The following is a 12,405-nucleotide window of genomic DNA, read 5'->3' on the forward strand; positions in this document are numbered from 1 at the left end:
TACAATTATTTTTTTGAAAATATAGAAAAAGAGCTATCGCTAGCGGATTTTTTTACCCGCTATTGCGACAGCTCCTTGTGCCTCATAATATTGTTCATTTAAAATTAAATTTCTTACTTCATCTATATAATTAATAGCTTCATGATTATTGTTATCTTTAGGAATACCTGTCCATAATGTATCTTCATTTAAAGCAATTCTTTCATTATATACATCTCCTGACACCATTGCTCCTAATCTTCCATTTCCAAGTGGAAGTGATTCTACCCATTCCGTTGCTGCTTCTTTATACCATAATTTTAATTTATCACTCATAATATTTATCCTCAAAATTTATATTTTGATTTTATATTAATTGATTCTTCTAATCTAATATCTGTAGATGAAGAGCCTATTAATATATTAAATTTACCATCTTCTACTATCCAAGAATTTTCTTCATCACTGTAAAATGCAAAAGACTTTTTATCCAAATTAATTGTAACTTCTTTACTTTCACCTGGCATTAATCTAACTTTCTCAAATCCCTTTAATTCTATAACTGGTCTCTTTACACTACTTTCTACATCATTAACATAAACTTGTGCTACTTCTGCCCCTTCTTTTTCACCTATATTAGTTACTTTAAATTTTACTGTGGCATTTATTTTTTCATTTTCTTCAGTTAAATTTACTTTTATATCATTATATCGGAATTCTGTATAAGAAAGTCCATGTCCAAATACAAATTGTGGCTCTACATCATATGTTGAGAAATATCTATATCCTACGAATATTCCTTCATCGTATCTTACTTGTGCTTTGCCTGGAAATTCTCCAATACTATGTGCTGGTGAATCCTCTAACTTTTTAGGTATTGTTACTGTTAATTTTCCTGATGGATTTACATCACCAAATAGAACTTCTGCTAAAGCTCTTCCCCCTTCCATTCCATTGTAAGAAACATTAACTAATGCCTTAGATTTATCTACCCAAGAACTCATATCAACAGGAGATCCTGCTGTAATAACAACTATAGTATTAGGATTTACTTCTAATAAACTATTAATAATTTCATCTTGATTATATGGAAGCTTCATATCAGTTTTATCATTACCTTCACTATCTATATTAACAACCATATTATCTTCTTTTGTTGAATGAAGTGCATTTTGGAATAACGAAAAATCTTCTTTAGTATGCTTTAATCCACCAATAAAGATAACCACATCACTATTCTTTGCTAACTCAATTGCTTCTTCATTTACTGCTTTTCTTTTATTAAAATCATGTGTATATCCTTTAGCATAAGCCACTTCACAATTTCCACCTAAAAGCATTTTTATTCCCATTAATGGAGTTACTTCATATAATGATTTAACCTCAGCTGAACCTCCACCTTCGCAATGTCTTATATTTGCATTTTGACCTATTACAGCTACCTTTTTAACTTTCTTGCTTAATGGCAATAAATTTTCTTCATTTTTTAATAAAATAACTGATTCTCTTGCAATATCAAGAGTTTTTCGTCTACTTTCAAAACTATTATATTCTCCTGATTTTCTTTCATCTGAGAACATATTTAATCTATACATTAACTTTAATATTTTTCTAACCTTTTCATCTATTAACTCTTCTTTTATTTCTCCTTCTTTAACAGCTTTAATTAAAGGATTAGCAAAGAAGTATTCATCAAAATTATCTGTTACAGACATTTCTATATCCATTCCTGCTTCAGCTGCAAGTTTAGTATCACTAATTGCACTCCAATCTGATACTAATACGCCATCATACCCCCATTCTTTTTCTAATACATCTCTTAAAAGCCATTTATTATGTGAACAATGTAGTCCCCAAAGCTTATTATAAGCAGACATTATAGAGTAAGAATTTCCTTCCTTTACAGCAGCCTCAAAAGCAGGTAAATAAATTTCTCTAACTGCTCTTTCATCAATTACTACATCAACATTTAATCTTTCAGTTTCTTGACTATTTACAGCAAAATGCTTTACACAAGCAGCAACATCATTTTCTTGAACACCTTTAATATAAGGTACTGCTAATTGTGCTGTTAAATAAGGATCTTCCGACATATATTCAAAGTTTCTTCCTCCTAAAGGACTTCTTACTATATTGATTCCTGGGGCTAAAATTATATCCTTTCCACGTCCCCTTGCTTCCTTACCTAAAATATTTCCTTCTTCATAAGCTAAATTTCTATTCCATGTGCAAGCAAGTGCTGAAATAGATGGTAAATAAGTTACATAATCATCAGTATTTCCTACTGGCACCCAGCTTGCATTTGGAAATTCATTTCTTACTCCCATTGGTCCATCTGACATATATAATGAAGGAATTCCTAATCTCTCTACACTTCCATTTCTAAATAATCCTGCAGCATGGACCATTGCTACCTTTTCTTCTAATTTAAGTTCTGATATTATTTCTTCTATTTTTTCATAATTTATTTTCTCTTTTTCCATACTAAAACACCCTCCTATTTTTTATAAAATTTAAGAGTTAAAGATTGAGAGTAAAGCTGAGCCCAGCTTTACTTTTTCCTTCTCAACCTTTAACTCTGTTTAAAAATAATATTTTTTAAAGGAAACTCGACTCCTTTTAGTCGCTGAGTAAGTTCAACTGCCCAAATTAAAATTTGGAGTTTCACTTAAGGAAACTCGACTCCTTTTAGTCGCTGAGTAAGTTCAAGTATCCAAATTCAAATTTGGAGTTTCACTTACATGTTACAAACTATCTTAGTTACATTTCCATTTGGTATAAGTTTAATTCCCTTATCTGATAATTCAAAACTTGCACCTTCTACATTTGAAATTTCATTAATTCCTCTAAGAACTATACTATAAGCATCATTTGCTTCTACATTAAATTCTATTGTATTTTCTGTTCTTAAAGCTGTAGCAGTTAACACTACTTCTGAATCTTTATTTAATACCTGTGCACTTGCTTCTTTTCCGTTTAATAATTCAAATACTTCTAAAGTAACATCTTTTCCAAAATCATAATCAGGTATTTGATTATTAGCTCCTACTGGAACTATACTGTTTTCCTTAACCATCATTGGAATACTTAAATATCCATGTTTTTCAGTTATCCATTTTCCACCTTCATATTTTTCTCCAGTTATGAAGTTTGTCCATGTTCCTTGTGGTAAATAATATTCTGCAATACCTTCTTCATTAAATATTGGAGCCACTAAAATAGAATCTCCTAGCATATATTGTTTATCTAAATATCTGCAAGCTGGATCATTTTGATTCTCTAAAATCATTGCTCTCATTGTAGGAATTCCCTTTGTTGCTGCATCATTTGCAGTTTTAAATAGGTAAGGCATTATGCTACATTTTAAGTTTGTAAAGAATTTAACTACATCACAAGCTTCTTCGTCATAAAGCCATGGCACTCTATAAGAAGTACTTCCATGTAATCTACTATGTGATGATAAAAGTCCAAATGCTGCCCATCTCTTATAAACATCTGGTGTTGAAGTACTTTCAAATCCACCTATATCATGACTCCAGAATCCAAATCCTGAAAGACAAAGTGATAATCCTCCTCTTAAGCTTTCTGCCATAGATTCATATTCTGATGTACAATCTCCACCCCAGTGTACAGGGAATTGTTGTCCACCTGCAGTTGCTGATCTAGCAAATAATACAGCTTCATTTTCACCTTTAACTTCTTTAATTACATCAAATACTACCTTATTGTACATTTGAGTATAATAGTTATGCATCTTAACTGGATCTGAACCATCATGATACATACATTCATGAGGTATTCTTTCGCCGAAATCCGTCTTGAAACAATCTACTCCCATATCCATTAATGCTCTTAATTTATCAGCATACCATTTACAAGCCTCTGGATTTGTAAAATCGACTATAGCCATTCCTGGTTGCCACATATCCCATTGCCATACATCACCATTAGTTTTCTTTATAAAGTATCCATTTTCTACACCCTCTTCAAATAATGAAGACTCTTGAGCAATATATGGATTAATCCAAACACAAATCTTTAATCCTTTAGCTTTTAATCTTTCAAGCATTCCCTTTGGATCTGGGAATACTTCATTATCCCATTCAAAGTTGCACCAATTAAATCCTTTCATCCAGAAGCAATCAAAATGGAATACATGAAGCGGAATATCTCTTTCTGCCATTCCATCAACAAATTCTGTTACTGTCTTTTCATCATAATTAGTCGTAAATGAAGTTGTAAGCCATAATCCAAATGACCATGCTGGTGGAAGTGCTGGCTTACCAGTTAATGACGTATAGTTTTCCAAAACTTCCTTCATATCATCTCCAGTTACAATAAAGTAATCTAAATATTCTCCTGGAACACTAAACTGTACCTTTGTAACTAATTCAGATCCAACTTCAAAAGATACTCTTTCTGGATGATTTACAAATACTCCATATCCTTTATTAGTAATATAAAATGGTATATTTTTATAACTTTGTTCTGTGCTTGTACCTCCATCTTCATTCCATATATCAATCGATTGTCCATTCTTAACAAATGGAGTAAATCTTTCACCTAATCCATATACAGCCTCACCAACTGATAAAGCTAACTGATCTCTCATAAAAGTTCCAACTGAACCGCTGTTTAGGAATTCTTCTCCTTCTTCTTTATAATAAGAAGAACTTCTATTAGCACTCTTTGTTAAGTATTTATCTCCATTGAAAAATTCCATACTAAAATACTCTTTATTTATATTTACCTTTAAATCTCCAGATTTAACTGTAATAATTTCATCATTTTCAATTATTTCTGGCCTAAAGTTATTATCTTCATATATTTCAAATTTTGGACTTTTATTTTGTACACCCATATAATGATAAGCTCTAATTCTTAATATGTTTTTCATTGGAGAAGATATTTTATAAGTAATAACTGGTCCACCAAGTGTATCTCCTCTATGATTTATTTTGTTACATGGAGCATAAAGTGTTAAAAGTTTTTCTTCTATCTTGCTACTATAAACCTCTTGTGGACTATATCTTACTATTCCATCTTTATTTAACCAACATCCATTACTGAATTTCATTATATTCACTCCTCTTGTCTTGCTTATAATAATTTTTATATGTTAATTATAAAAGGCATACTTGTAATCGTATACCATACAAATTTCATATATTTTATCTTAAAAATTAGTGCTTATCCCTATAAATTATTGTATTGAAATATCCAGTAATTAGAAAAAGGAGCCCTTTGGCTCCTTTTTCTAATTATATTTTATTCATTCCATAATTCTAATCTTTCTTTAGTTAAAGCTGTCATCTCTTCATTTAAAGTATCTACACCATAGCTTACTAATGTTTTTTGTATTTCATCCCAAGCCTTATCAAAATCTGCTGGTTTTCCTAAAATAGCTTGTGTTATTGCTTGTTGAATATAATCATCACACTTTTGTTGAATTATAGATATATCACTATCACTTGGAATAGTATATTGCCATACTTGTCCATGCTTAGAAATTCCTAATTCCTCTGATGATGGGAACATTTCAGTAAAATTATCTATTCCATATCCAGCTAGTGTTTCTTTTTGTGCATCATTGTAGTTAGCAACAACGCTTTCAATAGTTGTAGTTGTATAGGAATTTCCAGTTGAATCTACAGCTCCAACACCTCTTTGTGGGAATGGATATACATATGCACCAATACCAGTTTTCTTATCGAAGTCTGGATCTGTATTTTTTTGTTCTTGAACTTCTGGTAAAACCACTCTTTTACCATCTTCTATTGTATAGTGTTCACCTTCAATACCCCAGTTTAATAATACTTGAGCTTCATCAGATGCCATCCAATCAAGGAATTCAAATGCCCTTTCTTTATTTTCACAAGATTCAGAGATTGCAATTCCCCAACCTCCACCAAATCCATAATCTTTTAAAGATTGGTCTTTATACTCATCACTTACTGTTACAGCTAATCTAGCATAAGTTGATCCTGCTTTACCTTCTGAAAGTAATGTCTTTTCTGCATCACTATAATCCCAAGCTGCATCTGATAATCCTACAACTCTTCCTGAAGAAATCTTAGCTTTATAAGTATCTTCTTTTTGAGTAAATGATTCTGGATCTAACAATCCAATGTCATTCATATGATTTAACCATTGGAAATACTCTTTTATTTCTGGTAATGTAAATTTATAAGTAGTTTCACCTGTTTCATCATTTACAGCGAATTGACCATCATCTGGAATACCTATTGCAGCAGATGCTATATTTCCAGTAGTAATTAACCATCTCCAGTCACTTGCCATTAATGATAATCCAATTCTTTGTTGTCCATCTTCAGTTGTTGGATTTTCTGCTATATAATTTTTAATTAACTCTTCATATTCATATATTGTATTAATTTCTGGATACCCAGCATCTTTTAATACATCATGTTGAACTTGTAGTGTTCCACCTGGTTCATATACCGCTGCACTAACACCATAAGTACCTACTGTATAAATACTAGGATCATCTGCACTAGCCCTAAGTCTATCTAATTGATCTCCGTATAAAGCCTTAAGATTATCTCCCTTTTCTTCAATCATATCATCTAATTTTATAATTGCACCAGCATCAATAAGCTTACCTGTATCTCCCTTAGCATATATTAAGTCTGGGTATTCACCACTTGCAATCATTAATGGAATTGCTTGTGCATCACCTGCTACTGGATGTGTTATCTCTAAAGTTACTCCTGTTAATTCAGTAATCTTCTTAGCTACATCATCAGTAAAATCCCAATCTTCATTTAAATCACAATTGAAAAATGTTAATGTAATAGGCGTCTTATCCATTGCGTCTAGTAGAGGTGTTTCACTCTTTTCATTTGCTGTATTATCTTTTGAGCCACATCCTACAAAGCAAGTTGCTGTTAATGTAAGTGCCATAATTAATGATAATAATTTACGTTTTCTCATTTTCTTTTCCCCCTAAATTAACCATATTTTTATTTTATATTTATTTACTCGATAATTCAAAACAAATTATCTTATTATTAACTCTTTACTGCACCTAAAGTCATACCTGTTACAAAGTATTTTTGCACAAATGGGTAAACTAAAAGTATTGGAATAGTTGCAACCATTGTGATTGCCATCTTAATTGATTGTGGATTTGACTTACTTGCATTTTGTAATAATGGATTATTAATATCTACATTTGAACTTGCATTATCAATAATCTTCATTAATTCATATTGCAATGTTGTCATGCTATTATTTCCTCTTGCATAAAGGTAAGTATCAAACCAACTATTCCATTGTCCAACAGCTATAAATAATGAAATTGTTGCTACAACTGGTAAACATAAAGGCATTACTATCTTATAGAATGTTGTCCAATCATTTGCACCATCAATTTTAGCTGATTCATAAAGTGCTTCTGGAAGTCCATCCATAAAGGATCTCATAACAATTACATTAAATGCACTTATAAGCCCTGGTAATATATAAACTGCAAAATTATTTATTAATCCAAGATTTCTTATAACTAAGTATTCTGGTATTAATCCTCCACTTACATACATTGTTATTACAAATAATAATGTAACAAATTTATTAAATATGAAATCTCTTCTGCTTAATGTATAAGCAACCATTGCTGTTGCTATAACACCAGTAAGTGTACCTATAACAGTTCTTAATACTGAGTTAAAAAATGCTAGTGGCAATTTACTACTTCCTGAAAACACTTGTTGATAGTTAGCAAATGTAAATTTTCTTGGCCATATATAGATTCCACCTTTTACTGTATCTGCTGCATCATTTAATGAAACTGCTAAAACATTTAAAAAAGGATATACAGTTACTACTATTATTAAACACATTATTATTGTTAGTACTACATCAAAAGTGGATATTTTAAATTTTTTCTTTTTCATATTGTCCTCCTTATCAAATTCAAATAATTTAATTATTATAAATGAATTTTATTGTGTTAGCTTAATAAGCTTCCTTCACCATCATTAAATTTCTTAGACATTTTATTAGCTGCAAATATTAAGATAATTCCTACAACAGATTTGAAAATACCGATTGCTGTACCAAATGAATATCTAAACATTCCAATACCATAATCTAATGCGTATTTATCAATAACTAATGATTTACTTGCTACTATCGGATTTCCAAGCAACATTTGCTTTTCAAATCCTATATTAATAAGATTTCCTATACTCATTATAAGAAGTACTAATACTGTACTTTTTATTGAAGGTAATGTAATACTAAACATTTGTCTAAATCTGCCTGCTCCATCAACCTTAGCTGCATTATACAATTCTGGGTCTATTGCTGTCATTGCTGCAAGATATATGATTGCATTCCACCCCATTTCCTTCCAAACATCTGATGCTGTAACTACTCCCCAGAACATGCTTGGTGTTGACATAAATTGTATTGGTGAGCTTATTATATTTAACTTCATTAATATTTCATTTACTATCCCTGAACTTGATAACATATTTGTTACTAAACTTGCTGCAACAACCCACGATATAAAGTGTGGTAAATATGAAATTGTTTGAGCTGTTCTCTTAAACTTTGAAGATCTTATTTCATTTAATAACAATGCAAATGTTATAGATGCAATTGTTCCAAATACTAGTCCCAAAATACTCATTCCTAAAGTATTTTGAAGTGCTTGATAAAATTGATCTTCTTTAAATAATGCTATAAAGTGTTTAAATCCTACCCATGTTTGATCTAAAAATCCATTTTGTGGTTTATAATCCTGAAAGGCCATTGTCCACCCTGCTAATGGAAGATACTTGAAAACTATTACCCATATTACAAATGGTAATGACATTGCAATTAAGCATTTTTGCTTTTTAATTTTTTTCCAAGTAATTTTTCTTTCTTTTTGTTTGCTAATTTCCTCTTCTATTCTGTTTGATGTGTTAATATTTTCTGCTGCTTGCACTATTTACTCCTCCATTCCTGTAAACTGTAGTTGATAATATTATTTTAATCCTGCCCTTAACTTCTCGATACCCATAAAAATGTATATGTTTTCATATAAAAATTAGAGTATTGATAAGAAAATACATTGAATATTTAACATACTACATTTACATTTAATTTTTAATGATTTTATATTAGAAAGCGGCTTATGCTCTATTTTCATTGGAAGTTTTTCAAAAGATATCAAACTAGAAAAGACTATAAATATAGGTAAAAGTAAATTAAATCCTACTAATTCTATTAAAGATTTATACTTATTAATTAATGGTGATTGTTCAATAAACTCATTAAAATTATTATAAACAAAAAGATATAAGTAAAAAATTTTACTTATATCTTTTTTTATTTTGAATATTTTTCTTTTAACTCAGCATCTACATCTTTTAAAATATTTTCTTCCATTCTTAAAATAAAATAGCATACTGCACTCCCACCAAACAACACTGCAATTAATGAAATGTTAGTAAAGCCTACTATAGCTACACCTATTATTAAGATTGATATATTAGTTAATGTTATATATAACTTTTTAAATACTAATCTGGTGGATATCTTAAATATATCAATTGTTTTTGCGTTTATTCTTGATAAGATTGGATAAACATATAAGCATATTGCTCCCATAAATATAGCTAATGCAATTAATATATAAGAAATAAACTTCATGTTACTTAAAAAAAATAATCCTATATCTACATAACAAACCATTAATATTATATTTATAATGGCTGCAATAAATATACCTTGTCCAAAATTAAGTTTATAAAAATGAATGAAATCTTTCGTGGCATTTTCTTGTTTATCATTCATTGCTCTACCTGTAACAGAAAACATTGTTGACAGCGCTGGACCTAGTACTATTCCTATAAATGTTAATATTGGAATAGATAAATTTTCACCTGATAAAAAGAAATAAAGTATAAATGGTGAAATACTTACCAAAAACCATATATTAGTTATAAAAAGATACATTAATTTGCTAGTCAATATATATACCCTATTATCACATGCTTCTTTTGCCATGATATCACCCACCCTTTGTAAAATTAGTAATTGTAGATTATATTTTTTATAATTATACAAATTTTAAAGGATATTTTATACATTACTTTTTTTATATTAAATACATAAAAAATTAGAGGTTATATAATTTTAAATTATATAACCTCTAATGCCTTGACTTTATTAATTATTTTTTATACTTAAATAAAAATTAGTTTCAGTTACTTTAACATATGGTGCAACCCAAAGCCCTGCAATTCCAACGGTTATTGCTGTAAGAAGCCACCATCCTATAAATGTTAATTCTAAATAAAATAAGTCCCACTTATGGCCATTCATCATATCAACACTTTCTTTTATGCATTGTGTTATAGATTTGCTAGGATCTTCAGATAAAATATAATAGCTTTGAGAAAACATAAGTCCAACAATTATTCCCGGAACTATAAATAATATAGTACCTATACATACAGATAATGTAATAAGTATATTTAATCCTAGTGTTTTAAGATAAATATTAAATTGAGAAAATAAAGTTTCAAATCTTGGCTCTTCTCTTTTAGTCGTCATATCTAATAAAAATTTACAAAGCCCTACTGAAATAACGCCCCCAAGGAATAATGATATTAAACTGCATGATATACTTAATCCAATCAAACCAAATTTTTCACTAACCTTATACATTACATCTGAATCGATTAATATATTAGCAACTAGTACAGTAGCAATTGCCACTGCCCATTTTCCTCTTAACTGCTCTTTTGCATTTGCCTTTAATTCTGCTGTATTCATTTTTACTTTCACCCCCTATTCCTTTATATGATATATATAAAGTTCTTATTCACTTTATAGCTATTTAATTATATATAGTCTTCTATAATTTATTTTTCATACTCGTAAATATAATAATTACATTCATCCATACCAATATTTTTATATGTTTTTTGAGCAACATAATTTTCCTTCTCTACATATAATCTTATTCCACAAATATCTTTATCATTATCACAAATATCTTTTATATATTTATATAAGTTTTTAAATATACCTTTTCCTCTAAACTTCTTATCAACATATACACTTTGAATCCATAAGAATGTTCCATTTCTCCAATCGCTCCATTCAAAAGTATACATTATTTGACCTACAACCTGTCCTTCTATTTCACATACATGATAAATTCCCTTAGTTGAATCTCTTAATATTGCTTCAACGCCCTTAGTTACTGTATCCATATTTAGTACTTTTTCTTCTGTTTCAAGTGCTAAGTTATAGTTATACTTTGCTATTATATTTACATCTTCTATGGTTGCTTTTCTTATTTTCATTATAACTCTCCTTGTTTGCTTATTTATTTTTTATTATTATATTTTGCATTAATGTTTTCACTAGCATTACTCGTACTTACTTCTAAAATATCTATTACAAACTCCTTATCTTTTAAATTTTCTAATGTTATTTCTGCATTTGATGTATCTAACTTTAAATTATTTGCATAGCATTCATATGCTTCTATTTCTCCATTAGAAGTATCTAGTACAACTTTGTTACCTCGACATTCATTTACCTTAATTTCCCCATTTGATGTATCTACCTTTATTTTTTTTCCATTTATATTATTTAATATTGCCTCTGAATTACTTGAATCTAAAATAATATTTTCTGCAGATACATTTAAAACTTCAATTCCTCCATTAGATGTATCAATTTTTATATCTTCTTTAACATTAACATTTTCTACAATTATTTCTCCATTACTTGTATCCATATAAATATTGTTCGCTTCAATATCATTTAAGATTATTGCTCCATTAGAAGTATCAGCATCAATGCTTGCTATTAGCGTACTTGGTATTTCTATTTTTATATTATCTCCTTTAATATTCCATTTAAATAGTTCCAATTTTTCTTTTTTCTCTATTATTATATCATTACCTTTTTGATTTATTTTATATTGGCTATTATCATTATTAGTACATTGAATTTTTATTTCCTTTTCATCAGTTTTTATAATCTCTAAAGATGCATTAGGTGCATCTATATTAAATTTAACAAGATCATCATTTGGTATAAATTCTTTTAATATGTTCCACTTTGAACTAGTAATATCTTTTTCATCAAATATATCTTTGCCTTTATTTAATGTCCCTTTCACATTAGCAAATATTATTGCCCCAATTACAACTATAACTACCAACCCAGCCGTTATAATTTCAAACTTTTTATTCATTAAATACCTCACATATCATTTACTGGCACCTAATTAATATATTAACATACTGTAAAATATTTGTTAATATATTCCTACAACGGAGTTTATCTTGCAATATTTAAAAGATATATTAAAAATAAGAAGCTGTCGCAATAGCGGGTAAAAAAATCCGCTAGCGATAGCTCTTTTTCTATATTTTCAAAAAAATAATTGTA

At 29.1% G+C, this 12,405-nt stretch carries 10 protein-coding genes; all 10 read right to left on the bottom strand.

The window, feature by feature from the left end; all coding sequences use genetic code 11:
- Positions 1–39 precede the first annotated feature (39 nt).
- Positions 40–315 (bottom strand): glycoside hydrolase N-terminal domain-containing protein, encoded by a 276-nt coding sequence (locus ABUA17_RS17700; RefSeq protein WP_349818198.1) that lies wholly within the window; start codon positions 313–315, stop codon positions 40–42.
- A gap of 11 nt (positions 316–326) precedes the next feature.
- Complete coding sequence (locus tag ABUA17_RS17705) at positions 327–2,462, bottom strand: beta-glucosidase (protein ID WP_195951070.1); 2,136 nt, start codon at positions 2,460–2,462, stop codon at positions 327–329.
- A gap of 254 nt (positions 2,463–2,716) precedes the next feature.
- The gene (gene yicI / locus ABUA17_RS17710; RefSeq protein ID WP_195951071.1) at positions 2,717–5,056 is read right to left on the bottom strand and encodes an alpha-xylosidase; all 2,340 of its coding nucleotides are present in this window, start codon (positions 5,054–5,056) and stop codon (positions 2,717–2,719) included.
- Positions 5,057–5,247: 191 nt separating this feature from the next.
- Positions 5,248–6,933 carry an ABC transporter substrate-binding protein gene (locus ABUA17_RS17715; protein WP_195951072.1) on the bottom strand — a complete coding sequence of 562 codons (1,686 nt, stop codon included), beginning with the start codon at positions 6,931–6,933 and terminating at the stop codon, positions 5,248–5,250.
- Positions 6,934–7,010: 77 nt separating this feature from the next.
- Positions 7,011–7,895, bottom strand: a complete 885-nt coding sequence (locus ABUA17_RS17720; RefSeq protein ID WP_042396509.1) for a carbohydrate ABC transporter permease — start codon at positions 7,893–7,895, stop codon at positions 7,011–7,013.
- Positions 7,896–7,951: 56 nt separating this feature from the next.
- On the bottom strand, positions 7,952–8,821 hold the full coding sequence (locus ABUA17_RS17725) for an ABC transporter permease (RefSeq protein ID WP_078061358.1): 870 nt from the start codon (positions 8,819–8,821) through the stop codon (positions 7,952–7,954).
- A gap of 497 nt (positions 8,822–9,318) precedes the next feature.
- The gene (locus ABUA17_RS17730) at positions 9,319–9,999 is read right to left on the bottom strand and encodes a DUF624 domain-containing protein (RefSeq protein WP_042399868.1); all 681 of its coding nucleotides are present in this window, start codon (positions 9,997–9,999) and stop codon (positions 9,319–9,321) included.
- 162 nt (positions 10,000–10,161) lie between these two features.
- Positions 10,162–10,770 (bottom strand): DUF975 family protein, encoded by a 609-nt coding sequence (locus tag ABUA17_RS17735; protein WP_042399871.1) that lies wholly within the window; start codon positions 10,768–10,770, stop codon positions 10,162–10,164.
- An 89-nt stretch (positions 10,771–10,859) separates the two neighbouring features.
- Complete coding sequence (locus ABUA17_RS17740; protein ID WP_042399874.1) at positions 10,860–11,306, bottom strand: GNAT family N-acetyltransferase; 447 nt, start codon at positions 11,304–11,306, stop codon at positions 10,860–10,862.
- A 23-nt stretch (positions 11,307–11,329) separates the two neighbouring features.
- Positions 11,330–12,208 (bottom strand): DUF4097 family beta strand repeat-containing protein, encoded by an 879-nt coding sequence (locus ABUA17_RS17745; RefSeq protein WP_195951466.1) that lies wholly within the window; start codon positions 12,206–12,208, stop codon positions 11,330–11,332.
- Positions 12,209–12,405: the final 197 nt, after the last annotated feature.

The organism is Clostridium sp. RTP31139st1_H3_RTP31139_211217, assembly GCF_040227035.1.
In the GTDB taxonomy this organism is placed as follows: domain Bacteria; phylum Bacillota; class Clostridia; order Clostridiales; family Clostridiaceae; genus Clostridium; species Clostridium saudiense.

Bases quoted from the DNA above. Each gene is read 5' to 3' on its own strand.
- ABUA17_RS17725 (WP_078061358.1), bottom strand. From the start codon at position 8,821: ATGTCATTACCATTTGTAATATGGGTAATAGTTTTCAAGTATCTTCCA.
- ABUA17_RS17700 (WP_349818198.1), bottom strand. From the start codon at position 315: ATGAGTGATAAATTAAAATTATGGTATAAAGAAGCAGCAACGGAATGG.
- ABUA17_RS17735 (WP_042399871.1), bottom strand. From the start codon at position 10,770: ATGAATACAGCAGAATTAAAGGCAAATGCAAAAGAGCAGTTAAGAGGA.
- ABUA17_RS17715 (WP_195951072.1), bottom strand. From the start codon at position 6,933: ATGAGAAAACGTAAATTATTATCATTAATTATGGCACTTACATTAACA.
- ABUA17_RS17740 (WP_042399874.1), bottom strand. From the start codon at position 11,306: ATGAAAATAAGAAAAGCAACCATAGAAGATGTAAATATAATAGCAAAG.
- ABUA17_RS17745 (WP_195951466.1), bottom strand. From the start codon at position 12,208: ATGAATAAAAAGTTTGAAATTATAACGGCTGGGTTGGTAGTTATAGTT.
- ABUA17_RS17705 (WP_195951070.1), bottom strand. From the start codon at position 2,462: ATGGAAAAAGAGAAAATAAATTATGAAAAAATAGAAGAAATAATATCA.
- ABUA17_RS17730 (WP_042399868.1), bottom strand. From the start codon at position 9,999: ATGGCAAAAGAAGCATGTGATAATAGGGTATATATATTGACTAGCAAA.
- yicI (WP_195951071.1), bottom strand. From the start codon at position 5,056: ATGAAATTCAGTAATGGATGTTGGTTAAATAAAGATGGAATAGTAAGA.
- ABUA17_RS17720 (WP_042396509.1), bottom strand. From the start codon at position 7,895: ATGAAAAAGAAAAAATTTAAAATATCCACTTTTGATGTAGTACTAACA.